Origin of the sequence: Microcystis sp. LE18-22.4A (genome assembly GCF_027531105.1) — a bacterium.
Lineage (GTDB): Bacteria > Cyanobacteriota > Cyanobacteriia > Cyanobacteriales > Microcystaceae > Microcystis > Microcystis aeruginosa.
The window spans coordinates 1-25,380 of record NZ_JAPZRB010000106.1; the positions used below are offsets into that span (position 1 = coordinate 1).

The window sequence follows — 25,380 nt, forward strand, 5'->3', positions numbered from 1 at the left end:
ACCTTTTGTCAATCAAAAAGTACTGGCTCTGGGAGTGATCGGGGGGAAATTTAGGCACTTTTTCCCTGAAAATTAGGTAATTGGCCACCTCAAAACTGGTAAAACCCCACACCCCACACCCCACACCCCACACCCTGCCCCCAGGAAAAACTTTTTGCCGCAAACCCTATATAAAAATGTCCGTCACATCGCCGGGACAGGGTTGGGTTTGGTGGTAGTGCAGAAATGCGTGGAACTACACGGTAGCTCGATCGAAATCGCTAGTATCCCCTGGAATGGAACCACTGTCACGATTTTATTGCCGAAAGTTACCTGAAAAAAAATCGGAGCGAGAATCATTCTCAATCAGGGGAAAACTTCCGGGGAAGAAATTAGGAAACACCACCCAGACGGGCGTATTCTAAAATTGACTGGCTAAGAGCATCGCGATCATCGCGGCTGAGATAATAATTCCGGCCGCCGATATCATTGAGAAATCGCAGTAGGGCAAGACAAGCGGACTCTAGATCCGCTCTGCGTCGGGCAGCCGCTAAAGCTTGTTCCGAGGTGGCATAAACTAGGCAATCGCTAATTCCTTCCCTGCCATCCACTCGCCAACATTGAAAAGAATAACCCTGCATTTCTAGGATCAATTCAATCTGCCAGCCGTGATAGTCAAGTCGCGTATAAATCATCTCAAGCAGCCCCGTTTAGGAGAGGAAAGTCACAGGTTTGACCGCTCTGATTGTCTAGAAGTCCTGCACCTGTCTAACTTTCTAATTTAATGGATGATTATGGAAACCCTCTGCAAACTTCGTGCAGATTTCGTGCAGAAATGATTTTGTCTACTGTCCCAAGGCAGATATTACTTTAAACGATAACCGAGACCGTGAACGGTTTCAATAAAGTCTTCCGGCGCACCGAGGGATTTTAGCTTGTGACGAAGACCGCGAATATGGGAAGTAACGGTTTCCTCGGCCGGAGAATCGTCCAAAGACCAAACTCGCTCAATAATACCCGATCGACTTAAGACCCGGCGTCCATGGGTAACAAGTAATTCTAAGAGAGCGAATTCCTTGGGGGTGAGGGAAAGAAATTGACCGTTATAACTGGCCTCGTGGGTACTGGGATTTAACTGCAAACCCCCCCAAGATAATAAAACACTGCTGGTGCTGCTGCCGCGTCGGATCAAGGCCCGAATCCGCGCCATTAATTCGCCCAAATCGAAGGGTTTAGTGACATAATCATCGGCCCCTGCGTCTAATCCGTCGATTTTATCGATTACCGTATCCCTTGCGGTTAATAATAGGACGGGAACGGTGGCATTAGCAGAGACGGGATGATGGGATTCCGCTCGTCGCAGACGTTGACAGAGCAAAGTTCCGCTTAATTTTGGCAGGGTGACATCGAGAACTAAAAGGTCATATTTGCCTAATTCTAGCCAATTCCAGCCTTCTTCTCCGTCTCTAGCCACATCGACAACGTATTGTCGCTCGCTCAAAGCCTCTCGCAAAATCTCGGCTAGTTGCATATCATCTTCTACTACTAAAATTCGCATGGTCTAGAGTTGACACTCCCGCCGTTAAGCTGACGCTGTGACGGGGGATTCTTGATTCACAGAAACCCGCTTTTCGGTACAAGTACCAACGAGTCTTACAGTTTCTCCCCAAGCTTGAAATTCCGACTGTCCATCGGTATTTGTTGACAGTATTCTCATACCTTCTTCCCTTAAATTCTTGGCGGCGTTTTCATCTCTATCGTGCTGCGTCTTACATTCTGGACAAATCCATTCACGAATACTGAGAGTCAACAAATCATTTTTAAATCCACAGCAAGAACAGAGCTTTGTACTCGGATAAAACCTGTCAACTTCTACAAGTTTTCCTCCCTCTCTTTCTAGCTTGTAATCCAAGAAATTAAGCAACATACCAAAACCAGCGTCATGTATTGATTTGGCTAATTTAGTCCTTGCTAACCCTTTAATATTCAGATTCTCGGCTACAACGATTTGGTTTTCATCGCATAACTTTCTGGAGAGTTTATGAAGAAAATCCTGTCTAGTATTTGCTATCTTTTCGTGAACCTTGGCTACCTCCTTAATGGCTTTTTGGCGATTATTAGACCCCTTGGCTTTACGAGACAATGCTTGTTGTCTCCGCTTTAAACGTTTAGCATATTTTCTGGTAGGTTTGATTGGGTCAATCTTGTAGGTTGTTTCACCATCAAAAACCGTAACTAAAGAAGATAAACCTAGGTCTATCCCTGATATTTTTAGTTTTTCAATGGTTGTTGAGTCATCCATCTCAAACAAGATGGCAGCAAAATATTTATCTGTACTGGTTTTAGAAACAGTTACGGATTTAATCTTACCATTTATTACTTGAGAAATCTTAGCTTTTACAACCCCTAATTTAGGTAGCTTAATTCCCTTATTTCTAATTGAACAACTTTCAGGATAACGGATTGATTGTTTTTTGTGCTTACTTTTAAATTTAGGGAATTTTGTTCTTTTTGAGAAGAAGTTCTTAAAAGCAGATTCTAAGTTTTTCAATGATTGCTGCAAGGCAGCGGCAGTAGCCTCAGCTAACCATTCAAAATCCAGTTGTTTCTTGAGTTGGGTAAGGTCTTTTGCCATGTCACAGTAGGTCATTCCTTTACCAGTCTCTAGGTACTGATTGTTAGTTTTATTTAAGTAGTAATTCCAAACAAAACGAACGCAACCAAAGTTTTTAGCTAAGGCTAGTTCCTGTTTTTTGTTTGGGTATATTCTGACTTTTAAAACATTTAACATCAGCCTGACCCCATCTGTGCTATCTTTTCAGTATAACACTTACCGCTTAAATATGTCAAGCTCATACATACCTTGAGAATCAAGCCTTTCCTTATTAGGAAACGCTGTCGCGTTAGTTTAGATTCTGGGGGCAATTCATCTCCCGTTAATTTCTGGTATATTTTTAATTAAGGAGAAATTTAACGGGAGTCCTCTTGCTCCATTTAGATAGAGTAAGCTGGAAATAGCGTCGGTTAACTCCTGATGAATTGGCTCAAACAAGGAAAATGGATCGCGGGAGGTTTCGGGCTAACTGTCTTATTGATGGGAACTATTAGCCTAGTTTCCTATCGCAATACCCTCGCCCTGCGTCAGCGCGCTGCCGAGGTGGAAGTTACCTACGAGATCATCGATAATCTCGCTAATCTTTACGCTAACATGGCGGTGGCCGAATCGGGAAGACGGGGTTATATCACAACTGGCAGCCCTAGGGAATTAAGCCGTCATCATCGGGCGATCGCTTTGATGCAATCTAACTGGCAACTCCTGGCTAAACAATTAGAAAACGGCACGGATTTCGAGCGGGAAATGGTGACTGAGATCGGGGATTTAATGTATCGGCGAATTACTTTATTTAATCAATCGATCGCCACCTATAAATCCGATCGATCCGATGATATTTCTCAAGATGCAATCACGGTTAAAAGTGTCGAAGTCCGGGATAAGTTTCAAAATCTTCTTACCTATTTACAAGCTAGTCAGAAAAGGAATTTAAGAAGTAGCATCGCTAGTTCTAGGGATAGTATCAGCGAAAATTCTCTTTTGGGCTTACTGGGAACTTTTATCAGTTTTGGGATTATTTGCGGAGTTTATTTTTTGATTTTTTGGCAAGAGAAACGGCGACAAAAAAGTGATGAAATTCACCGGTTATTACTACAGGAAAAAGAACTTTCCGATCTAAAAATTCAGCTTTTTTCTATGATATCCCATGAGTTCCGAACTCCTTTAACCGTGATTCTTTCCGCCTCGCAGTTATTAGAAAATGGCTTAAAAGATGCAGAACAGTCGAGCAGAAAAAACCTATATAGAATCCAGTCTTCTGTCAAGCTAATGAATCAATTCTTAACAGATATTTTGATTTTAACAAGGGCAGAATCTGGTAATCTCAGTTGTCGGCTAGAGCCGCTCGATATTGAAGCTTTTTGTTTAAATTTAGTCGAGGATTTTCAATTTATCAATAAAAATAATACCCCGATTAAATTTGTCAGTCAGGGATTGATGATCCGTCCTTATCTAGATGAGAAACTGCTCTACTCGATTTTAAGTAATTTACTCTTAAATGCGATTAAATATTCCCCCACAGGAGCAGGGATTAGTTTGATTTTGTGGAAAGATAGCGATCGCATTGTTTTTCAAGTCCGAGATCACGGTATCGGCATTGCCGAGGAAGATAGAGGTAAGATCTATGAACCCTTTTATCGGGGTCAGAATGTGGAAAATATTATCGGCACGGGATTGGGGTTAGCAGTGGTTAAAAAATGCGTCGAACTCCACCGCGGCGAAATCGCCCTAGATAGCCAAGTGGATAAGGGAACAAGCTTTACCGTCAAACTGCCCATTTCACCCTAGTTCCAGCTTGAGCGGCCCAAAGATGACAAAATGTAACTTTCTTTCTTTCGAAACCGGACGAAAGCAACGAAGAATTTTTATCGCAGCTGGAATTAGTCCAGAATCAACTCACTCCGGGTTGATGGCATCGAAATTTTAGGCAAAAATAGGGCTTTTACCGCCCAAAAAGCCTATATTTTGGCTATTTACCCCCAGTTGACCCCTGATTTTTGCAGCCAGTTGACTCTCCTGGGGAACTGGTCACGGTTTCCTGATAGGATAAGGTGACTTGGGATTAACTTATGGTGTTGAAAATATGTCTCTAAAACCTTACATTTCTCGCTTATTAGCTTTGGTTCTCGTCCTGGTCATCGGATTGATGGGTTGTTCTAGTAGTTCGCAGTTAACCGGCAATTATGGACAGGATACCCTGACGGTGATTGAAACTTTAACCACAGCCCTTGATTTAGTCAAAGATGACCCGAATAAAGCGGCAGTTGAGTCGCAAGCAAAGGAACAAATCAACGATTACATCTCCCTCTACCGACGAGATAAAAAATCCGGGGGTTTGCGTTCTTTCACTACTATGCAAACAGCCTTAAACTCTCTAGCTGGTTATTATACCGCCTACGGTTCCCGTCCCATCCCCGACAAACTCAAACAACGTTTAAAACAAGAATTTAAACAGGTACAATTCTCTCTCCAGAAAGGAATTTAGATACAGATTAGGGGTTGGGTGTTAGGGTTTTAGGGGGTTAGGGTTTTGGGGTATTAGTTGAAATCCCCCCATCTCCCCACACCCCACACCCCACACCCCACACCCCACACCCCACTCCTGTAAAAATCAGACCAAATCTGGTTAGACTAGAAATACAAAGCGTATTATAAAAAACTACAAAATTGATTCAAGACGAAACCCTAGAATTATTGGAATGGCCGCGGCTATGTCAACACCTAGCTACTTTTGCAGCGACTAAACTCGGTGCGATCGCGATTCGTCAATTGCCGTTACCAGAAAGCAAAGAGGAAAGTTTAAACCTACTCTGCCAAACCAAAGAAGTTTATAGCTTAGAACAAAAATTAGATAGTCGTCTTTCCTTTGATGGGATTACCGACATCGGCGATGCCCTAGAAAGGGCGCATCTGGGGGGGTTATTATCGGGACAGGAACTTTTAAATATTGCCACGACTTTGGCCGGAGTGCGACGTTTACGGCGTTTAATTGACGAACAAGAAGATATACCGGTTTTAAAAGAGTTAGTAGCGGAAATTCGCACCTATCCAGAGATAGAACAGGAGATACACCGTTGTATCGATGAAGATGGCCGGATATCCGATCGCGCTAGTCCCCAATTACGGGAAATTCGGGGACAAATGAAGGTGATTAGAGAGCGAATTTACCGCAAATTACAGGATATCATGCAAAAACAGGGCGGTGCTATCCAAGAAGCGGTGATTACCCAAAGAAGCGACCGCTGGGTGATTCCCGTCAAAGCAGCGCAAAAAGAGCAAATACCGGGGATAATTCACGATACTTCCAGCACAGGAGCGACTTTTTACATTGAACCTCACTCTATCGTTGACCAAGGCAATCAACTGCGTCAATATCGTCGTCAGGAACAAATAGAAGAAGAAAAAATCCTGCGGCAGTTAAGTAATCTGATCGCCGAAGCCTTTGAGGACTTAGAATATTTACTAGCGATCGCTACTAGGCTCGATCTGGCCACCGCTAGGGCCCGTTACAGTTTATGGTTAGAGGGTAATCCCCCCCACTTTATCGATGGTTCGGAAACGATTACTTTACGGAATTTGCGTCATCCTTTGCTCTGGTGGCAAAAACACCACGAACAGGGAGGGGAGGTAGTACCAATAAATGTGCAGATTACCCCAGAAATTCGCGTTGTTGCTATCACCGGACCAAATACCGGCGGAAAAACCGTTACTTTAAAAACCCTCGGATTAGCGGCTTTAATGGCGAAAGCGGGCCTGTTTATTCCAGCGCGGGAACCGGTAGAGATACCCTGGTTCGATCAGGTTTTAGCCGATATCGGCGATGAACAGTCTTTGCAACAGAGTTTATCGACTTTTTCGGGTCACATTCGCCGGATTGTCCGCATTTTAGCGGCTTTAAATTCTCGTTCCTTGGTTTTACTCGATGAGGTGGGAGCCGGTACGGATCCGGCCGAGGGAAGTCCTTTAGCGATCGCTATTTTACAATACCTCGCCGATCATAGTTTACTGACGGTGGCTACCACTCACTACGGGGAATTAAAAGCGTTAAAGTATCGAGATTCTCGCTTTGAAAATGCCTCGGTAGAGTTTGATGATCGCACTCTTTCCCCCACTTATCGACTATTATGGGGCATTCCGGGGCGTTCTAATGCTTTAACTATTGCCCAGCGTTTGGGATTAAGTCCCGAAATTGTGGCCGAAGCGAGAAATCATCTGGGGGGGTTATCGGAGGAGATAAATCAAGTAATTGCTGGTTTGGAAGCGCAAAGACGAGAACAGGAGTCAAAAGCTAAGGAAGCTAGTCAATTACTCCAACAAACGGAGAAATTTTATACAGAAGTTTCCACGCGGGCCAATTCTCTACAGGAGAGAGAGCGAGAATTAAAGCGTTATCAGGAGCAGGAGATACAAAAGGCTTTACTATCGGCAAAAGCAGAGATTAATGACGTTATTCGCCGATTGCAAGCGGGAACAAAAACTGGTAAAGATGCCCAAAAAGCCACAGAGGAATTAACTGCGATCGCAGAAAGGTTATTACCAAAAACGGAAAAAACTAAGGTTAATTATCGTCCGCAAGTGGGGGAAAGGGTACGCTTGCCCAATTTGGGACAAACTGCCGAAGTTTTAGCAATTTCACCGGAATCAGACGAGATTTCCCTGCGTTTCGGGATGATGAAGATGACCCTACCCTTAGATCAGATTGAGTCTTTGGATGGTCAAAAAGTGGAAACTGCGCCAAAACCTGCCAAAAATTTGCCCCAAACTCCCACAAAACCCCAGGAGACTCCTTTAATTCGTACTGCTAATAATACTGTCGATATTCGCGGTTCCAGGGTGGCAGAGTCAGAAACGGATATCGAACAGGCGATCACCCGCGCCACCCCATCGGGCATATTATGGATTATTCACGGTAAAGGTACGGGGAAATTGCGTCAAGGTGTTCACGATTTCCTATCCCGTCATCCCCAGGTAAAACGCTTTCAATTAGCACCCCAAAATGAGGGGGGTTCGGGGGTAACTATCGCTTATTTAACTTAGGGTTTGCGGCAAAAAGTTTTTTGTCGGGTTAGGAGTCAGCCTTGAATCAGTTATCAGTTATCAGATGTGAGTTTTCAGTTCACTGTTTACTGATCACTGAAAATACTCCCCACTTCCCCACTTCCCCATTCCCCAGGGAGCATCTCATTTTTATACAAGTGAGTAATTATACTTGTCCCTCAAACTGGTTTCTAGTAAGGCTTTCAAAATAGTTTGACATAAAACCTGATTTAGGGGTTACAAAGGTGAGATGCTCCCCTTCCCCACTTCCCCACTTCCCCACTTCCCACTCTACAATAACTACTGGCAGCCAGAAATACGTTGGTTTCCTATCATACTTTGTGTTTTTTGTCAAAAAAACTTTTTTTTTGCAATAAAACTACACAAAAAAAAGATCATCGTTAGGGGTGAAATTGACTGATTTACCTGTCTTAATTAGGATCACCTTGTAGGTGTGGCAAGGGTTTGAGCCATTGCTGCCCAAAAAAGCACATAATAAACCATTATGAAATTCTATCAAATCGCTGTAACCATTGTAACATCGTTGTTAAATAAAAATATTTCTCAATTAATTCTTAAGAATTTATAAATATTGCGAAATGTTAATTTAAATATTCTCAAGTTTTTGGAGTCAATAAATAATTTTTGCTTATCTTTAGCCAACATTGGGTTAGGAGTCAGGAGTCAGGAGTCAGGAGTCAGGAGTCCGGAGATAGGAGTCCAGAGATAGGAGATAGGAGATAGGAGATAGGAGTCAGGAGACTTTTTTATTTATTCTCCCCACTTCCTCACTTCCCCACACCCTCTTTCAAGTCAGGAGTCGGGAGATTATTTTTATTTGTTCTCCCCACACCCTACACCCCACACCCTACACCCCACACCCCACACCCCACACCCTACACCCCACACCCCACACCCCACACCCCACACCCCACACCCCACATCCCACATCCCACACCCCACTGTCCAAGAAGATTATTTTCTGGAGAATAAAACGTAAAAACAGGGAATAATAAACAGAGTTAACAGAGTTGCTAAAGACAAACCCGAAAAAACGACAATTCCTAAAGGTTGCAGGAATTCTCCCCCCTCTCCTAATCCTAAAGCGAGGGGAAATAAACCTAAAACCGTGGTCACGGTAGTCATTAAAATCGGTCGTAAACGTTGGGGAGCGGCCTTTAAAATAGCTTGTAGTCGAGTAAAACCGAATTCTTGCCGCAATTGATTCGCCAATTCCACCATAATAATCCCGTTATTAACCACAATCCCCACCAATAAAACCACCCCGACGATGACAATGGCATTAATCGGGGTTTTGGTCAAATATAGTCCGAAAATTCCCCCCGCTAGGGCCAAAGGAACGGTTAACATAATCACCAAAGGGTCTATGAGCGAGTTATACTGCACGGCCATGACCACAAAGACTAAAAATACTGATAAACCCGCTAATAAACCCAAAGAACCCTGAATTTCTTGATTAGATATGGCGGCAGCACTGGGTAAAATGCTGACACCATCGGGTAGGGGAGTAGCGTTTAAAAGCGATTGTACTCCCGCGAGTGCGTCACTTAATTTCGCACCTTCGACTAAACTGCCGATAATAATAAAAACTTGACGCTGATTAATTCTCTGGATGACCCCGGGGGTTTTTCCCGCTTCAATCCGGGCTATATCTGCTAATTTTAAGTCTTCTTGTCTATTGACAAAAATAGGTATTTGTGATATGTCACTAATTTTTTGCCGCGAGTTGGGGTCTAATTGCACCCGGATATCGATTAATCTTTCTCCCCGTTGCAGTTGGGTGGGGATCGATCCTTGAATAGCGGTCCGTAGCGTTTGTCCCACTTCCAGGGTACTCAATCCCAAACTATTTAAGCGTGTCCAATCGGGTTTAATCTGAATTTCTGGTTGTCTGGGGTCAGCATCGGCACGAAAACGCGCACTAGGGACTTTTTCATCGAGAATACTGAGGATTTCTTCACCAGCTTGCTCTAAAGTTTTCCCATCGCGTCCCTGTAACATCACATCCACATCGGCACCAACGGAGGGAGAGTTATTCAGAATAATACCGCGCACTTGACCGGGGGTGAGACGCAAACGCACGTTAACGAGGTTTAATTGCTCTAGTGCTTTGCTCATCCGTTCGATATATGCTTCTGTATTAGTGCCTTTTTTGAGATTAATCGTACTAGAAGCGCGCAAAATATTTTCATTGGTAGTTGTGCCAAAAAGAGAACCGCCACTGGTAGTAAAAACATACTCAGTTTCCGGCTGTGATAATAGAATCTTTTCTACTTCCCGCATCACCTGACGGTTAGTATTTAAATTGGTACCCGGGGGAAATTGGGCAAAAACGTTCACCTGTCCGGTTTGAATACGACTAAAGACTTCTTGGGGGATATATTGCCAGAGATAAAAACTACTTCCCCCTAAAATTAAAAAGGCCAGCAGGATAACAGGTATTCTGTAGTGGATGATTTTAGCTAAAAAACGACCGTAGAGGATGGTTAAACCTTCTAGACGTTGACTAAAGACTTTTAAGAGCCAAAACCGATGGATACCACTAGAAACCCGCATATTTAACAAACGACTGGCCAACATGGGAACAACAGTTAACGCACACAACAGAGAAGCAGCCACAGCAAAACTGATAGTGAGGATAATCTCGTTAAACAGCAGGGAAATAAAACCACCCAGTAGTAAAAATGGCAGGATAGAGACGAGATTAGTCGCAGTGGAGGCCAATAAAGCAGATTCTACCTCTTGGCTGCTATTCCGGGCAATTTCTAAAAAATCTCGCTTATTTTGGTTTTGATTAACTTTGAGGGCAATATTTTCCAGCATGACAATGGAATTATCCACCACGATACCCACCCCTAGGGCCAATCCTCCCAAACTAAACACATTTATCGATAACCCGAATAACTTCATACAGATAATTGCGACGAGGGTAGAAAGAGGAATCGCTAGGGTAATGATAAAAGTCTGTCGCAGGGAACCGAGAAAGACGAATACAGTCAGTCCTGCTAGAATTGTCCCCGCTAGTCCCGACGAAACCACGTTATTAACCGCGTTTTGGATAAATACAGACTCATCAGTAGTGGGGACGACTTGTATTCCCCCGGTCATTAACCCGGATTTTTTTAATTCGGCAATGCGTTTTTTGACCCCTTCTACCACAGCAATCGTGTTCGCATTCGGTTGTTTTTGGACGCTAACCCTCACGGCATTTTTTCCATTTAGGGTGACAAAAATTCTTTGTTCTTCTGTCCCATCGATAACTCTGGCCACATCCCGCAGATAGATTTTTTCTTCGGGATTATTACTATCGGTCAGCGCTAAATCTTGGATATCCGCTACGTTTTTAAATTTCCCCACCGCACGGGTTAAAGGTTCCCCGGTTTCTCCCTCTAGTCGGCCCCCAGAGATGTCCTGATTGCGTCTTTTTAGGGTGTCTAAAACCTGATTTAATCCCACTCCTAAAGATTGTAATCGCTGCAGGTCAATATTAACTTGAATTTCTTCTCTAACTCCCCCAATCACGTCCACCACTGCCACTCCTCCCACAAATCCTAATTCTCTCCCTAATTCTTCATCAGCAAATAATCTTAAATCTTTTAGGGGTAGGGTATCAGAAACGACAGCGAATTCATAGACGGGTAAACGAGAGGGTTCAAATTTGTTTAAGCGCGGTTCCTCAATAATATCGGGTAAATTTTGTCGGACACGATTAAAACTTTCGGTAGCTTCATTTAAAGCGACATTTAAGTCTCCCCCCGGTTGAAAAAATAAATCTACTCGCATCCTCCCCTCGCGAGTTTCTGAATAAACTTGCACTACTCCCTCGGTGGCACTCATTCCTTCTTCTAGGGGTTTAGTTACTTCTTCGAGAATGACTTCCGGGGAAACTCCGGGTACATTCATCCTTAAACTAATGCGGGGATAAGTGATAGAAGGAAGCAAGTCCACTTCTAAACGATTTAGAAAAAAAAGACCGATGATGATAACTGCTATAGTTAACATCAATACTCCTATGTGACGACGAATTGACAGACCGCTTAGGGAGATGTTTTCTGACATGATTACCTATGGGGGAGAGTAAGGAGTGAGGAGTTAGGGGTTGGGGTTTTGGGGTTTTGGGGTTTTAGGGTTTTGGGGTTTTAGTTGAAATTTCCCCATTTCCCCATTTCCCCATTTCCCCATTTCCCTGATAACTGATTAATTGTGCATAACTCGACCGAAACTCCATAATTTTTGATAATAATGACGACTAACGCTATCCCTATCATCAGTAAGTAGATTTATAGCGATACCATTGTTACCTGTTTCTTTTCCTGAACTGTGGATATATTGATTATTCCCTAGATATAACGCCACATGATTAACTCTTTTATCACCAAAAAAAATTAAATCTCCTGGGAGTAATTCCTCTCGGTTTATTTTTTGACAAAAAGCCTCCTGTTGATAGGAATCCCTCGGCAACCAAATACCAAAAGTGGCAAAAGCAGCCTGGATTAATCCTGAACAATCGTAATTAGGTGCAAGGGTTCCACCCCAGAGATAATGATTGGTACGGTTCCTTGCTTCCTGAGTAAAAGTGATAATCTCAGGAATATGTTTTTCTATGTCGGAACGAGTTAGAGGAATTTTTTGATAAGCTGTGGTGGCCACCGCAATTGCATCTAAATCTTCTCCGCATAACCAAGCTAAATAATTATCTTCCCTTAGCTGAATTTGTAGCCCTTTTTCGGTAATTTCTAGGGAAATAAATTTTAATTGTCTTCCCTGTTGTGCTTGGGTAGCTAACTCTTGACAACTGGGAGAATTGTAGAGATTTAAGTCTCTTATACAGAGATATTCTTGGGTCGATGATGGGGGAATAGAGATGATTTTCATAAAAAATAGATCAGAATTATATTGACAGAAACAAATGCCCAACTAGCCAAAAGCTAAGGGATAAAAACAAGGAGAATAACCTTAGTTCTGTCATCTTCAAGTTTCCACCTCTCTTAATTCTTGGCCACAGAGATAATTTATAACCGAACTGAATCCCTCAAATTCCTCTTGCCTAATTAACTTTTCAGGGTTCAAAAACCGCAAAAATAAGGATTAAATGGCATAAAATCTCTAAATAGACCATTTAATTGCTCATTATTCATTCTTAATTCTCCTGACTACTGACTACTGACTACTGACGACCGACTCCTAACCAACCAAGACAAATTTTGATTTTTACAAGAGGTCTATTATAGCCAGTTCCTTAACAATATGTTACAATAGCCGGCGAGGGGGGAGTGACCAATATCTGGAACTTTTGCGCTAGAGATAGATTCTATGGATCAGCAGTCACCTCCTAAAGTAAGCTTTTAATCAGATGTTGAGGTTAGTCCATGGCCAATGTTTCGGGGCGGTTTGAAAAGCAGGAATACAGCCAAAACTCAGAAAATACCGTCACGGTGGTCAGTTCGGTCATGTCCGGTTTAAAAAAAGCATCTCCCCTACAAAAGGGCTTATTTTGGGGAATAACCCTCAGTTTTACCGCCCTAGTTTCCGCCACTGTTGGGGCTGCCGTCGCTTTAATTAGTCCCTTACCGGCGCCAATTGGGGCTATCTTCCAAAAAACGACTTTTCCCACCCAAACAGACATCCTTGAGGCTCAAGCTTGGAATAGCTTAATTAACCAGCAGCTTTCTCGTCCTGTTAATATTTTAGTTATGGGGATCGATCGAGTTTTAGATGCCAAAAACGGCGACGATGTATTTAAAGGTCGCAGCGACACCATGCTCCTAGTGCGCTTCGATCCTAGCGATAAAACCGTGAGAATGTTGTCTATCCCTCGCGATAGCCGCGTCAGAATCCCCGGCCACGGTTTCACTAAAATTAACGATGCCAATGTTCACGGTGGACCAACTCTAGCGGCGGAAGTGGTCAGTAATACTTTAGGGGATGTCACCGTAGATCGCTATGTCCGGGTGACTACCGATGCCTTTAAGGAATTAGTCGATTTAGTCGGGGGTGTAGAGGTTTATGTACCCGAACGAATGTATCATAAAGATGTCACCCAAAAATTAGAAATTGATTTACAAGAAGGTTGGCAAAATCTCAACGGCGACCAGGCCGAACAATTTGCCCGTTTTCGTAACCAGCAATACGGCGATATCGGTCGCGTACAAAGACAACAAATTTTATTAAAAGCACTACAACAAAAGATTTTTAGTCCGACAATTCTCCCCAGTCTCCCGAAAGCAGTACAGGTTTTACAACAATATATCGATACGAATTTATCCGTCGAGGAAATGCTGGCTATCGCTAATTTTGGCCGGGAAATTAAACAGGATGACTTAAGAATGATCCTACTCCCCGGCCGGTTTAACAACCTGGAGGAATACGATGGTCGCAGTTATTGGATTTTGAACCGTCGCGAAATTAGAACCATTGTGGCTAATAATTTTACCGATAACTATTCGCGGGGAGAAACCTCCATTTATAGTCTGCGGATTGCCATTCAAAATGCCACCCATACCAAAGGTTTAGCCCGTCGTACTCGCAATTATCTGGCCAAACAGGGCTACACAAATGTTTATATTAGCGATGACTCCTCCCAAAAGCTAGAAACCACGGCAATTATTGCTCAAAAAGGTGATATTCAGTCCGCTAACCTCTTGAAAAATCAATTGGGAATCGGTAAAGTAGAATCATCCTCCACTGGTGCTTTAGACTCAGACCTAACTATTCGGGTGGGTGATGATGCGTCCCAGTTTTTCGACGCTCAACAGTAACAATGTTGAAAAATTTTTTCAGTCTGGTTTTAATTATTTTGCTGGCGATTCTTTGGCTACTTTTCGCGGCCCGTCCAGTGGCTTTGGCCCAAGATAAAACGATTAACTATAGTTTTGCCCAGCTGCAAGATCGGGATTTTTCCCATCAGGATTTACGCGGAGGAGTTTTCGCAGCTGCCGCGATGCGGGGAGTTAACCTAGAAGGGGCCGATTTATCGAAAATTTGGGTTGAAAACCCCGCCCTTTAGCGGAGCGGAGGGCGGCTTGATTACTTTAACTTTTTAATCCAATCCCTGACAACTTCGGCAGCAGAAATTTGTTTTTGTTGAGCATACCGTTTGAGTTTTTCTAGTTCTTCGTCAGAAAGTCTCACTTGTAAGATATTAGGTCTTGACATTGTGTTGTCAGTAGACTACAATATCAGCAGACCAAAGGTAGCCTCCTTTAAGTTAAACCGCCCGTGAGCGGTATAAAAAACACCAGGACGCTCATGCCAGTGGTTGGGCTTCCTTGCACAGAGGAGCGAATAACCTCTTAAAAAACGTATGGACTCTAACGAGTACCGAAAACTAGCACCCATAACCCTGAAAACTCAAACTGTAGGGTAGGGCATACCCGAACAGTATAATCTACGCTTGGGGAGATAAGGCCGCTAGGGGTCTATTGCTACTGGCTCGATATTTGCATCTTTAGATGGGGTATTTGGTCGTAGGGTGAAGGTTACACTTCCTTTAGATTTTTAAGCCCTGTCGTTGAACCAAGAATCCCCGTCCGTTTTACGGTGGGGAGTGTCAAGACACGATTATTACCTGGGCCGATTTCACTAACGCGGTAATTGATAGCTATCAGGTCAAGTTAATGTGTGAACGGGCCGATGGGATTAATCCGGTCACGGGAGTGGCCACCAGAGATAGTTTAGGCTGTGATTAGGGTTTGCGGCAAAAAGTTTTTCGTGGGGGCAGGGTGTGGGGTGTGGGGTGTAGGGTTTTACCCATTTTCAGGGAGTCAATTACCTAATTTTTAGGGAAAAAGTCCCTGAATTGTCCCCCCAATCACTCCAATGGTCGGCACTTTTTGAGGGAAAAAAAATCTAAAAACCTTGTTGGATAAGGTTTTTAGATTTATTCAGCCAACCCTAATTAGCAATTCCGGGCAGATTCTAGCTGACTGCTCAAAAATAGCCTACCCCCTACACCCCGGCTATCTCGATCGAGACAGCCGGGGTGTAGAATGAAAATACTGAGCGAGGCTAAAGAAAGGAGAGAGACTCTTGATAATCGTCATCGATAACTATGATAGTTTTACCTACAATTTAGTCCAGTATTTGGGAGAATTAGCCTCCGAGTTCCCGATCGCCGTGCCGATCGAGGTCTATCGTAATGATAAAATCGATCTGGCCACGATCGAACAAATGCGGCCGGATGGAATTGTCATTTCCCCCGGTCCTGGTCGTCCGGTCGATGCGGGCATATCTCTGGAATTAATCGCCAAATTTGGCCCCCATTTGCCAATCTTGGGGGTCTGTCTCGGTCATCAAAGTATCGGTCAGGTATTCGGAGGGGATGTGGTCTCGGCCCCAGTCTTGATGCACGGCAAAACTTCCCCAATCTATCACAACAATGAAGGGGTATTTCAAGGCTTAGAAAATCCTTTTACTGCCACCCGTTACCATAGTTTAGTGATCGATCGCTCCACCATGCCGGATAATTTAGAGATCACGGCCTGGGTAGAAGATGGCACGGTCATGGGAGTCCGTCATCGGGATTACCCCCACATTCAAGGAGTACAATTTCATCCCGAAAGTATTTTAACCACTGCTGGCAAGGAACTTTTAAGAAACTTTCTGCGATCCCTCTAGTGTTTGCTAATCCCCAACCCCTGAAATTAACCTTCAATTGATTAATTCTGCATCTACATTTATGAAAAGGCGAGATTTTATCTTATCGGCGGGGGCAAGTTTCTTAACCGTGGCAGTAAGCTCAGTTTTAGCGGAAACTAAACCGAAACCCACTAACCCCACTTCCCCCCAAAAACCCGATAATTCCCTCTTAGTTCAATGGTTGGGTCATAGTTGCTTTTTATTCACCGGAGGAGGGCAAAGAGTCCTAGTTAATCCTTTCCGGGCAATTGGTTGTACGGCGGGTTTTCCTTTGCCAAAAGTAGAAGCAGATATCGTTTTAATTAGTAGTCAACTGTGGGATGAAGGGGCGGCCGAGGGTTTACCCGGTAATCCGAAAATTTTGTTTGAGCCGGGGGCCTACGATCTGGGTAAATTAAAATTCCAGGGTATTAGTATCGCCCACGATCGCATGGGGGGGCAACGTTTCGGCATGAATGTAGCCTGGCGTTGGACCCAAGCGGGGATTAGTATTGTCCATTTAGGGGGGGCAGCAGCCCCGCTCGAATTAGAACAAAGAATTCTCCTAGGTTCGCCGGATTTAGCTTTTATTCCCGTGGGAGGTGGTCCAAAAAATTATAATCCCCAAGAAGCAAAACAGGCGATCGAAGTTTTACAGCCGCGAATTGCTGTCCCGACGCAATACTTCACCAGTGCCGCCGATAAAAAGGCCTGTGAATTGGTGTCTGTAGATGAATTTCTCAAGTTAGTCAAGGATAAAAATATCCGTTTAATCGAGGACAATAAATTGCGGATTCGTGCCGCCGATTTACCGAAAAAAGGGACGCTCATTCGCGTGTTTGACTACCGCAATCTGTTACAGAAATCCTAATTTTTAGGAGCCAATAACCTAGTCCTATTGATTAGCTAATTTTTTCTCGTGTAACGCACCATCAATTTCCTGATATTCCCCGGGTTACGTTGTTGCTAACTCGCCCTACAGCCCTGATCATAAATCAGGGTTATAATTATTTTTAAGAAATTCCAGAATATTCAGCCCCAAGGAATGTCTATGTTACTACAAGACCTAAAGGAAGAAGCGGTTAAGCTATCACCGAGCGAGCGACTTGCGCTGGTTAGCGCCATTATTGAGTCCTTGCAGAGTACCCCAATTGCTAGACCTGATCGTGCTGGTGCAATTCAACGGATGCGTGGCTTACTCAAAACAGACCAACTTGCACCAACCGACCAAGAAGTAGCTGCCATGTTGGAAGAGCGTCGGCTGGAGAAATACCTTTAGTGAGAGTTTTAATTGATACTAATGTTCTCCTAGATTTTCTATTGCAGAGAGAGCTATTTTTCCAAGATGCAGAACGACTATTTCAGGCGATCGATTCCGGTCAGATCGTCGGGTATGTCACAGCCACAACCCTCACGGACATTTTTTACATTGCTCGAAGACACACGCGCAGTATTGAGCAAGCACGGCAAGCAGTTTCAGAGACATTGACAGCAATGGAAATCTGCCCTGTAAACCGGGAGGTTCTAGAGGTAGCGTTTAGTTCAGGTTTGGCTGATTATGAGGATGGGATTCAGGTTGCTTGTGCTGTAGCTCAAGGACTTGATGCTATCTTGACCCGAGATAATCAAGGGTTTTTGAATTCATCGGTACCTGTGTTATCAGTTCAGGAGTGCTTGCATCGCTTGCAAGAGCCAAATAATAGCAAATCCACCTTATAAAATCAAGTTTACAGGCTTTTTGGTTCGTGAGGGGGTGAGGAGTGAAAAGTGAGCAGTTACAGCCAAAATTTGGCGGCATGGGCAAAGCTCCTTTGTGGCAGATTGATGACAGCATTATTACAGGAGATTTACAGGCTGTCCAAGATAGCCCAACCCACGTTAGCATCATGCCAAGAGTTACAATGGCTCTAGAAAGGTACGAAGCGGCATTGGCAAAGACCCAAAAATATTGGGAAAAGGTGGATTAGTGGCATACACACAATAGGAGTCTATGAAAATGGCATGGATATTTAGTTTATCCGCAGAATGTGGTTCTGATGAGAGCAAGGCCGATAAATTTGCTCAACATTTTCAGGGAATGTCATTGTTGCTGTCAAATGGTCGCCAGTGCCCATGTCGCACAGACACATTCCAAGACATAGAAGAAAATTGGTGGTGTCGCGTTTCACCAAATAATCTTAGCGAAGTGGGAATAGACAGCCCTGAAAGTGCCTATTCAATGACAGAGTTAGGTATTTTACTCTATCAGTCCCTACGATTTGCCCCCACCTTCCGTTATGCACTGGTTGGTGTTGAAGTCGATGAGTTTAGAACATACACTGAGCTTATCGAAGAATCATCCAATCTATCTATCCCAGGACTGGTTTTAGCGAAACCACTTGCAGGCGAGCTAGGAATATTGCCAGTATTTCGCTCCTTTAGCCCTAGTTATGTTTGGCAACCTTACGCAGGAGAAGTTTACAACCCGCTGATGACATCGCCAAATCTGAAAAACAAGCTGAATGAACTGCTGGCTGTAAGTTGACCTCACAAGCGAAGAAGGCATAACTAGACCGTTCTCTAAAAATTGCTTTAACAATCTTATTAAAAATGTTTTTGCTGAAAGAATCTCGCTCTTTTTTTAGACAGGGATGGACAATTGCGGTTTTACTAATTGCCCTGCTTGTGTCCCTGCCGATTTTATCGGTTGCCAGTAGTTTATTAACTAATTCTAGTCAAGTCTGGCAACATCTGATCGAAACTGTTCTCTGGGATTATCTAGTTAATTCTTTTTGGTTAATGTGCGGGGTGGGCAGCGGCGTTTTAATCATCGGTGTCGGCACTGCTTGGTTAACAACGATGTGTCAATTTCCCGGTTGTCAACAATTTCAATGGTTATTATTACTACCCCTTGCCGCTCCTGCCTATCTCTTGGCCTATACTTATACCAATATGATGGACTATTTTGGTCCGGTGCAGACGTTCTTAAGAAGTGTTTTCGGTTGGAATAGTGTCGAGGATTATTGGTTTCCTAATATCCGTTCTCTCTGGGGGGGGATTCTGATGTTAATACTGGTGCTTTATCCCTACGTTTATCTGTTAGCAAGGGTCGGTTTTTTAGAGCAATCTGTCTGCACGGTGGAGGCAAGTCGCTCCTTGGGATGTAATCCTTGGCGCAGTTTTTTTACTGTCGCTTTACCCCTAGCAAGACCGGCAATTATGGCGGGATTAGCTCTAGCTTTAATGGAAACTCTGAACGATTTTGGTACGGTGCAGTATTTTGGAATTAATGCTTTTACCACGGGGATTTATAATACTTGGTTCGGTATGGGCGATCGCATAGCGGCGGGGCAGTTATCCACAGTTTTAATGGTATTTATCCTCGTTTTAGTTTTCCTTGAACAATCCTCCCGTCGTCAAGCTCGTTACTATGAAATGACCAATCGTTTCCAGTCACCGACTAAGTACGAACTAGGATTTGTTCGGAGTTTTTTGGTAATGATCGCCTGTTTTTTACCAGTATTTCTTGGGTTTATCGCCCCTGCTTTCTATCTGACCTATCTAGCCTTTAATCATGGCCAAGAAACTTTTAATAATGACTTTCTTATTTTATCGGTAAACAGTTTTTTTCTGGCTAGTTTAAGCGCAATTATTGCGGTATTTTTAGCTTTAATTCTCGCCTACGGGGAAAGAATTAATCCGAATAAAACTCTTAAGGGTTCTGTGCGGATTGCGGCGGCTGGTTACGCTATCCCCGGCATTGTTATCGCGGTGGGGGTTTTAATTCCTATCGGCAAATTAGATAACTTTTTCAATCAAGTATTAAATATCAATTTAATTCTGAGCGGCACGATTTTCTGTGTGATTTTTGCCTATATTGTCCGGTTTTTAGCCGTAGCTTTTTCCACGTTAGAATCGAGTTTAAGTAAAATTAAACCTAGTTTAGATGATGCTTCCCGCAGCCTTGGCTATGGCACTGGTGCCACTTTAATTAAAGTGCATATTCCCCTTTTGTCGGGGGGATTATTGACGGCGGCTATGTTAGTTTTTGTCGATGTGATGAAGGAATTACCTGCTACTTTGGTCTTAAGACCTTTTAATTTTGATACCCTAGCGGTGCGCGTTTATCAATACGCCAGTGATGAACGTTTAGTGGAAGCGGCGGCCCCGGCCCTGGCCATTGTCTTAGTGGGATTAATTCCGGTAATTTTTTTAAGTTGGCAAATTTCCCGACGGGCGATCGATTAAAGTGGCGGCTGATTCCTAGGCAAGTTGGCGATCGGCCAAGAGCTTAGTTCTATAGTCTAGTACAAAATAATGTTACAGTTCTTGACAAGACTACTAGAGAGAGGGGGTGTCAGTGATAGGATTCCCTAAAACCCCTTTTGTTTATTTTTGTAGAGAGAACAAAATCCTATGACAGAACTTTCTGGAAAAGCTCCTAAGTTCGGTGGCAGCACGGGCGGTTTACTCACCAAAGCCGATCTGGAAGAAAAGTACGCCATCACCTGGACCAGCAGCAAAGAACAAGTCTTTGAAATGCCCACCGGTGGCGCCGCTATCATGAACGAAGGCGAAAATCTCCTCTATTTGGCCCGCAAAGAACACGCGCTCGCTCTTGGTACCCAATTACGGACGAAATTCAAGCCCAAAATCGAAGATTACAAAATCTATCGGATTTACCCCAGTGGTGAAGTGCAATATCTCCACCCTGCTGATGGTGTCTTCCCCGAAAAAGTTAACGCCGGTCGTGAATTTTTCGGCAAAAAAGACCGCAATATCGGCAAAAACCCCGAACCAGCGACAATTAAGTTCTCTGGTGTCACTCCCTACGAAGCATAAATAATCCCTAAAATCGAGAGTGGGGAGTTAGATTAAGAAGCTATTTAGCCCCAAGATTTAACTTCTGACTCTCGATTTCTCTTATCGCAATCGGCAATTAATTGCTAGGGTTTGCGGCAAAAAGTTTTTCCTGGGGTTAGGAGTTAGGAGTCAGTATTCAGGAGATAGGGTGGTCACTGCGTGCGCGTTGCGAGGGGTTTTGGGGTGTTAGGGTGATGAGACAACTTCCCCACTTCCCCACTACCCCACTACCCCACTACCCCACTACCCCACTACCCCACCTCTCCACTTCCCCACTTCCCACTCCTTCATAATTCATAATTCATCATTCCGTTTTCTCCCCTACAAGTGTTGTGCTATCCGTTTCCTGAACCATCAAAATATGATCTTCCCCGACTTCGATCGCTTTCGTCAACTCGCCGGTCAAGGTAACTTTATTCCTGTCTATCAAGAATGGATCGCTGACCTAGAAACACCCGTTTCGGCCTGGTATAAAGTTTGTGCCAATCAAGCCTACAATTTTTTATTAGAGTCGGTGGAAGGGGGCGAAACCTTGGGACGCTACAGCTTTTTAGGAGGCGATCCCGTCTGGGTATTAGAAGCGCGGGGAAACACCACTACCCAAACTTTTCGCGATGGTTCTCAAGAGATTTTTTCGGGGGATCCTTTCGAGATTTTAACCCAATGTTTAGCCCCGATCGTGCCGGTTAAATTGCCGCAATTACCCGCCGGAATAGGGGGGTTATTTGGTTTTTGGGGTTATGAATTAATTAATTGGATCGAACCGCGAGTGCCTATTTATGCCGCTACCGATGCCGATCTACCAGATGGTATTTGGATGCAGGTGGATAATCTGATTATTTTCGATCAAGTTAAACGGAAAATCTGGGCGATCGCTTATGCCGATATCCGGGGTAAAAATCCCGATTTAGCGGCCGCTTATCAAGCGGCCTGCGATCGAGTGACACAGTTAGTTCTGAAGTTACGATTACCCCTACCAACTAATGCCAAAACCTTGGAATTATTACCGGTTGGTCAGGGGAAAGAATTAGTCTATGAAAGCAATACAACTCAGGAAAAATTCTGTCAAAATGTCTTGAAAGCGAAGGATTACATCAAAGCGGGGGATATTTTTCAGGTGGTTATTTCCCAGCGTTTAAATGCCAATTATCAGGGTCATCCCTTCGATTTATATCGTTCCCTGCGTCTGATTAATCCTTCTCCCTACATGGCTTTTTATAACTTTAAGGATTGGCAAATTATTGGCTCTAGTCCTGAAGTGATGGTTAAGGCAGAACGGGACGAATTAGGTAAAATAAAGGCTACGGTCAGACCAATTGCTGGCACCCGTCGCCGGGGACAAAACTTCAGTGAAGACCAAGCTTTAGCAACGGATTTATTGCAAGATCCCAAAGAAATTGCCGAGCATATTATGTTAGTGGATTTGGGGAGAAATGATCTAGGTCGGGTGTGCGATCGAGGTACGGTCAAAGTGGATGAATTAATGATAATTGAACGTTATTCCCACGTTATGCACATTGTTAGTAATGTGGTCGGGGATTTAGCAACCAATAAAAGTGCTTGGGATTTATTAAAAGCTTGTTTTCCCGCGGGAACCGTCAGTGGGGCCCCGAAAATTCGCGCCATGGAAATTATTCATGAATTGGAACCCTGTCGTCGTGGTCCCTATTCAGGGGTTTATGGTTACTACGATTTCGAGGGACAGTTAAATAGTGCCATCACAATTCGCACTATGATTGTTCGTCCCCAAGGTAATCAAAATTATCTGGTTTCTGTGCAAGCGGGAGCAGGGTTAGTAGCCGATTCTGAGCCGGAGAAAGAGTATGAAGAAACCCTCAACAAAGCCAGGGGTTTATTGGAGGCAATTCGCTGTTTAAGTTAGATTTTTTGCCCAGGATCGTCCTTTAGACTTTTTTCCCATCAAAAAGTGCCAGTGATTGAAGTGATCGGGGAGAAAATTCAGGGACTTTTTCCCTGAAAATTAGGTAATTGACCCCCTGAAAATGGGTAAAACCCTACACCCCACACCCCACACCCTACACCCTGCCCCCAGGAAAAGCTTTTTGCCGCAAACCCTAACTAGGATAACATCAAGGTTTCAGCTTATTGCCATAAGTTTAGCTAATTGGGTACAATGGTTACTAAAATCTGATAGGAGGTTGTTGGAGTCGTTTTAGTCGTAAACACGAATAAAATTTGGTTATTAGTAAGGGGACTGATATTGATGTCTGGGGGTAAACCGGTATCAGAGGTATATACATCTACGGTTTGAGTTGTACTGCTTTCATAGACATTACGCAACCCATTCACAAAAACCACAATGCCATCTCCAGCATTTGCCTGAACAGGTGAACCCAAAGCTCCTTCCGGTGTCCCGGGCAAATCTTTGTTAGGTGCAGTAACAACACCGCAGGAATCACTGAATGTACAAGTTCCTCCTTTAATAACTTCAGCTGTAACAGTTGCCGGCACGGTAAGGACGGGTAGAGTTGGTCTGAGAGCCCCGCTACCACGTTTGTTATCAAAAGCACGAGCAGGGGTGGGAGTAGAGGTGGGAGTAGAGGTGGTAGTAGAGGTGCCGCTTGCGAGGCAAAATATTTCACCACAAGCTCTCGAGAAAACTCTGGTACTGACAGAGTATTCAACTTCCTCATTGGTAGTCATCTTTACCTGAGCGTTGGCATTCAAAATCACTTGATTACCATCCTTGTGAACACAGGCAAAAAAACCGTCCACAGTACTGCTAGGGGCGACGATTCCGTTAAAATCCGTAGGACAATTGGAGTTCTTAGCAGTCGCTGCTAACATATCGGTGACGGGGGAATGTTGCCAAGTAGCATCATCTGCGGGGGTGATGTAGTTGCCCTTATCGTCCAAGTTTGGACCATAGCGCCACAAGACTCGCAGACCGGTCAAGCTACTTTGAGGGGCGGGGGCGATGGTATAGTAAACGATCTGTTCACTGATCGGAGCCAGACTGGGATTGTTGGGGTCGGGAATTTGGAAAGCAAGAACTGCTTTCGCTGCTGTGGGTACTTTAGTACTCGTGATCGCTGTTTCAGAATTAGCGATAATTCTTGCTCGTCTCACTTCATCTGAAACAAACTCTAGAGTACGATTAAGATTATTCTGGATTTCACTATCGGCATTAGCTCGATAGTTACTTCTGAGCAGGTTAATCAAGCCAATTCCCGCCACCAAGACGGCAATCAGCATCATCAAACCTGCCAGTAAGACTTCTGTAATCGTGAAACCCGCTTGCAGACGACGATGAGCGGATTTTTTCTGTAAACGACCCAAGTGATTGATATACTCTAAATAAAAACGCATAGCTTTAACCTGTCCTGATTCCCATTTTATATACTTGCCTAAATATTTAACATTGATTGCAGTCACAGAGATTTTATTAAACTATCGGTCAATCAAGTCGAAAAGGGTTTTCGGAAACCAGTGAAAATTTACTACTACCTACTTCCTTGACAATTTCCCCAGAAAACTCCCGATCAAAAATGTCTTGACCTAACTAACTTCACCACTAACTACACAATAGACCGAGAAAATCCTCTAGATAGTGATTTAGGTATGGCCAAAAATGTGATTTTGTTCACAGCTATTAATCGCTTTTGGGAGTAAGTGATTTTACAGGTGAGTTTTTCCGTACACTTGTATTGGTATAATTGTTGACCCTCAAGGAGATAAGAAGGCACAAGGACTGGTTACAATCAAGGATGATTGACATACTCCCACCGTCAAGCTACGCTGTGACGGGGGATTCTTGACCTATCACTATCGGAAATTCCTTGTTCAACGAGACAACTTAGATTCTCAATGTCTCCATTAAGAATCCAGAGGCCGGACTCTCCCCCCCCTTGTCCCCCCGCCCCCCCCGATGTCGGGGGGGCAGGGGGGGTAGGGGGTTTGGGTCGGTTTCTGTTTGCCCAACAGTACCGTTGAGATGATTTCCCAAATATTGCCACCCTTTTTTAAGAATGTTGATTGCTGCATTATGATCCCTATCCAAGACTGTTTTACAGTTAGGACATTGATGAGTTCTAGTGCTTAATGTTTTTTGAACTCTCGTACCACAAACTGAACAATCTTGAGTCGTGAAATGGGGAGTAACAGCAATACAGACAATCCGATAAATCTTGGCAAAATAATTCAACCATTCAGTGAATTGATACCAAGAAGCATCAGAAATCGACTTAGACAGCTGACGATTTTTTACTAAGTTTCTTACCTTTAAAGCTTCATAGACTACCAGATCATTAGAC

20 protein-coding genes and 4 pseudogenes are annotated in these 25,380 nt (G+C 43.8%); 16 read left to right on the plus strand and 8 right to left on the minus strand.

What is annotated here, in order from left to right; genetic code table 11:
• Positions 1 to 154 precede the first annotated feature (154 nt).
• Positions 155 to 316, plus strand: a complete 162-nt coding sequence (locus O9295_RS04475) for an ATP-binding protein (RefSeq protein ID WP_288032011.1) — start codon at positions 155 to 157, stop codon at positions 314 to 316.
• 55 nt (positions 317 to 371) lie between these two features.
• On the opposite strand, the gene O9295_RS04480 is transcribed toward O9295_RS04475, so the two are convergent.
• The 3 genes from O9295_RS04480 to O9295_RS04490 all read right to left on the minus strand — a co-directional run bounded on the left by O9295_RS04480 (position 372) and on the right by O9295_RS04490 (position 2,770).
• Positions 372 to 674: a hypothetical protein gene (locus tag O9295_RS04480; RefSeq protein ID WP_287671410.1), complete on the minus strand. Its 303-nt coding sequence runs from the start codon at positions 672 to 674 to the stop codon at positions 372 to 374.
• Positions 675 to 844: 170 nt separating this feature from the next.
• The gene (locus O9295_RS04485) at positions 845 to 1,537 is read right to left on the minus strand and encodes a response regulator transcription factor (protein WP_002801205.1); all 693 of its coding nucleotides are present in this window, start codon (positions 1,535 to 1,537) and stop codon (positions 845 to 847) included.
• Between the two features lie 24 nt (positions 1,538 to 1,561).
• Entirely contained in the window at positions 1,562 to 2,770 is a 1,209-nt protein-coding gene (locus O9295_RS04490) for an RNA-guided endonuclease InsQ/TnpB family protein (protein ID WP_288032013.1), read from the minus strand.
• Positions 2,771 to 3,013: 243 nt separating this feature from the next.
• On the opposite strand from O9295_RS04490, the gene O9295_RS04495 reads away from it, so the two are divergent.
• The 3 genes from O9295_RS04495 to O9295_RS04505 all read left to right on the plus strand — a co-directional run bounded on the left by O9295_RS04495 (position 3,014) and on the right by O9295_RS04505 (position 7,627).
• Positions 3,014 to 4,378, plus strand: coding sequence for a sensor histidine kinase (locus O9295_RS04495; RefSeq protein ID WP_288032015.1), 1,365 nt, complete (start codon positions 3,014 to 3,016; stop codon positions 4,376 to 4,378).
• Positions 4,379 to 4,673: 295 nt separating this feature from the next.
• Positions 4,674 to 5,075 (plus strand): photosystem II protein Psb27, encoded by a 402-nt coding sequence (gene psb27 / locus O9295_RS04500; RefSeq protein WP_061430310.1) that lies wholly within the window; start codon positions 4,674 to 4,676, stop codon positions 5,073 to 5,075.
• A 182-nt stretch (positions 5,076 to 5,257) separates the two neighbouring features.
• On the plus strand, positions 5,258 to 7,627 hold the full coding sequence (locus O9295_RS04505; protein WP_288032017.1) for an endonuclease MutS2: 2,370 nt from the start codon (positions 5,258 to 5,260) through the stop codon (positions 7,625 to 7,627).
• A 975-nt stretch (positions 7,628 to 8,602) separates the two neighbouring features.
• Here O9295_RS04505 and O9295_RS04510 read toward each other — a convergent pair.
• Both O9295_RS04510 and O9295_RS04515 read right to left on the minus strand, forming a co-directional pair.
• Positions 8,603 to 11,707 (minus strand): efflux RND transporter permease subunit, encoded by a 3,105-nt coding sequence (locus O9295_RS04510; protein WP_288032019.1) that lies wholly within the window; start codon positions 11,705 to 11,707, stop codon positions 8,603 to 8,605.
• 138 nt (positions 11,708 to 11,845) lie between these two features.
• Positions 11,846 to 12,523, minus strand: a complete 678-nt coding sequence (locus O9295_RS04515; protein ID WP_002796767.1) for a C40 family peptidase — start codon at positions 12,521 to 12,523, stop codon at positions 11,846 to 11,848.
• A 494-nt stretch (positions 12,524 to 13,017) separates the two neighbouring features.
• Here O9295_RS04515 and O9295_RS04520 point away from each other — a divergent pair, with 494 nt between their 5' ends.
• Positions 13,018 to 14,406: an LCP family protein gene (locus tag O9295_RS04520; protein WP_288032022.1), complete on the plus strand. Its 1,389-nt coding sequence runs from the start codon at positions 13,018 to 13,020 to the stop codon at positions 14,404 to 14,406.
• Positions 14,407 to 14,408: 2 nt separating this feature from the next.
• A pseudogene (locus tag O9295_RS04525) lies at positions 14,409 to 14,624 on the plus strand (pentapeptide repeat-containing protein); the annotation flags it as partial.
• A gap of 50 nt (positions 14,625 to 14,674) precedes the next feature.
• On the opposite strand, the gene O9295_RS04530 reads toward O9295_RS04525, so the two are convergent.
• Positions 14,675 to 14,803, minus strand: coding sequence for a YlcI/YnfO family protein (locus tag O9295_RS04530; RefSeq protein WP_079207831.1), 129 nt, complete (start codon positions 14,801 to 14,803; stop codon positions 14,675 to 14,677).
• Between the two features lie 398 nt (positions 14,804 to 15,201).
• Between O9295_RS04530 and O9295_RS04535 the strand changes: the two are divergent.
• The 10 genes and pseudogenes from O9295_RS04535 to trpE all read left to right on the plus strand — a co-directional run.
• Positions 15,202 to 15,336 (plus strand): annotated as a pseudogene (locus O9295_RS04535) (pentapeptide repeat-containing protein); the annotation flags it as partial.
• 340 nt (positions 15,337 to 15,676) lie between these two features.
• Positions 15,677 to 16,264, plus strand: a complete 588-nt coding sequence (locus O9295_RS04540) for an anthranilate synthase component II (protein WP_288032024.1) — start codon at positions 15,677 to 15,679, stop codon at positions 16,262 to 16,264.
• Between the two features lie 61 nt (positions 16,265 to 16,325).
• A complete protein-coding gene (locus O9295_RS04545) occupies positions 16,326 to 17,135 on the plus strand; it encodes an MBL fold metallo-hydrolase (protein ID WP_288032026.1) in 810 nt (269 codons plus the stop codon).
• 174 nt (positions 17,136 to 17,309) lie between these two features.
• On the plus strand, positions 17,310 to 17,543 hold the full coding sequence (locus tag O9295_RS04550; RefSeq protein ID WP_223212983.1) for a hypothetical protein: 234 nt from the start codon (positions 17,310 to 17,312) through the stop codon (positions 17,541 to 17,543).
• Positions 17,543 to 17,983, plus strand: coding sequence for a type II toxin-antitoxin system VapC family toxin (locus O9295_RS04555; protein WP_002758462.1), 441 nt, complete (start codon positions 17,543 to 17,545; stop codon positions 17,981 to 17,983). The genes O9295_RS04550 and O9295_RS04555 overlap by 1 nt, the downstream gene beginning before the upstream one ends.
• Before the next feature lie 65 nt (positions 17,984 to 18,048).
• A pseudogene (locus tag O9295_RS04560) lies at positions 18,049 to 18,231 on the plus strand (Tse2 family ADP-ribosyltransferase toxin); the annotation flags it as partial.
• A 29-nt stretch (positions 18,232 to 18,260) separates the two neighbouring features.
• Entirely contained in the window at positions 18,261 to 18,788 is a 528-nt protein-coding gene (locus tag O9295_RS04565) for a hypothetical protein (protein WP_288032029.1), read from the plus strand.
• A 65-nt stretch (positions 18,789 to 18,853) separates the two neighbouring features.
• Positions 18,854 to 20,491 carry an ABC transporter permease gene (locus tag O9295_RS04570; protein ID WP_288032031.1) on the plus strand — a complete coding sequence of 546 codons (1,638 nt, stop codon included), beginning with the start codon at positions 18,854 to 18,856 and terminating at the stop codon, positions 20,489 to 20,491.
• A gap of 168 nt (positions 20,492 to 20,659) precedes the next feature.
• Complete coding sequence (locus O9295_RS04575) at positions 20,660 to 21,085, plus strand: photosystem I reaction center subunit II PsaD (protein WP_002796771.1); 426 nt, start codon at positions 20,660 to 20,662, stop codon at positions 21,083 to 21,085.
• A 382-nt stretch (positions 21,086 to 21,467) separates the two neighbouring features.
• Positions 21,468 to 22,988, plus strand: coding sequence for an anthranilate synthase component I (gene trpE / locus O9295_RS04580; RefSeq protein ID WP_012265493.1), 1,521 nt, complete (start codon positions 21,468 to 21,470; stop codon positions 22,986 to 22,988).
• Between the two features lie 239 nt (positions 22,989 to 23,227).
• Here trpE and O9295_RS04585 read toward each other — a convergent pair whose 3' ends face one another.
• Together O9295_RS04585 and O9295_RS04590 are read right to left on the minus strand one after the other, a co-directional pair.
• A complete protein-coding gene (locus O9295_RS04585) occupies positions 23,228 to 24,436 on the minus strand; it encodes a PulJ/GspJ family protein (RefSeq protein WP_288032034.1) in 1,209 nt (402 codons plus the stop codon).
• Positions 24,437 to 24,855: 419 nt separating this feature from the next.
• Positions 24,856 to 25,380 (minus strand): annotated as a pseudogene (locus tag O9295_RS04590) (RNA-guided endonuclease InsQ/TnpB family protein); the annotation flags it as partial.

Bases quoted from the DNA above. Each gene is read 5' to 3' on its own strand.
- psb27 (WP_061430310.1), top strand. From the start codon at position 4,674: ATGTCTCTAAAACCTTACATTTCTCGCTTATTAGCTTTGGTTCTCGTC.
- O9295_RS04585 (WP_288032034.1), bottom strand. From the start codon at position 24,436: ATGCGTTTTTATTTAGAGTATATCAATCACTTGGGTCGTTTACAGAAA.
- O9295_RS04485 (WP_002801205.1), bottom strand. From the start codon at position 1,537: ATGCGAATTTTAGTAGTAGAAGATGATATGCAACTAGCCGAGATTTTG.
- O9295_RS04545 (WP_288032026.1), top strand. From the start codon at position 16,326: ATGAAAAGGCGAGATTTTATCTTATCGGCGGGGGCAAGTTTCTTAACC.
- O9295_RS04520 (WP_288032022.1), top strand. From the start codon at position 13,018: ATGGCCAATGTTTCGGGGCGGTTTGAAAAGCAGGAATACAGCCAAAAC.
- O9295_RS04490 (WP_288032013.1), bottom strand. From the start codon at position 2,770: ATGTTAAATGTTTTAAAAGTCAGAATATACCCAAACAAAAAACAGGAA.
- O9295_RS04495 (WP_288032015.1), top strand. From the start codon at position 3,014: ATGAATTGGCTCAAACAAGGAAAATGGATCGCGGGAGGTTTCGGGCTA.
- O9295_RS04550 (WP_223212983.1), top strand. From the start codon at position 17,310: ATGTCTATGTTACTACAAGACCTAAAGGAAGAAGCGGTTAAGCTATCA.
- trpE (WP_012265493.1), top strand. From the start codon at position 21,468: ATGATCTTCCCCGACTTCGATCGCTTTCGTCAACTCGCCGGTCAAGGT.
- O9295_RS04515 (WP_002796767.1), bottom strand. From the start codon at position 12,523: ATGAAAATCATCTCTATTCCCCCATCATCGACCCAAGAATATCTCTGT.
- O9295_RS04575 (WP_002796771.1), top strand. From the start codon at position 20,660: ATGACAGAACTTTCTGGAAAAGCTCCTAAGTTCGGTGGCAGCACGGGC.
- O9295_RS04510 (WP_288032019.1), bottom strand. From the start codon at position 11,707: ATGTCAGAAAACATCTCCCTAAGCGGTCTGTCAATTCGTCGTCACATA.
- O9295_RS04530 (WP_079207831.1), bottom strand. From the start codon at position 14,803: ATGTCAAGACCTAATATCTTACAAGTGAGACTTTCTGACGAAGAACTA.
- O9295_RS04565 (WP_288032029.1), top strand. From the start codon at position 18,261: ATGGCATGGATATTTAGTTTATCCGCAGAATGTGGTTCTGATGAGAGC.
- O9295_RS04570 (WP_288032031.1), top strand. From the start codon at position 18,854: ATGTTTTTGCTGAAAGAATCTCGCTCTTTTTTTAGACAGGGATGGACA.
- O9295_RS04480 (WP_287671410.1), bottom strand. From the start codon at position 674: ATGATTTATACGCGACTTGACTATCACGGCTGGCAGATTGAATTGATC.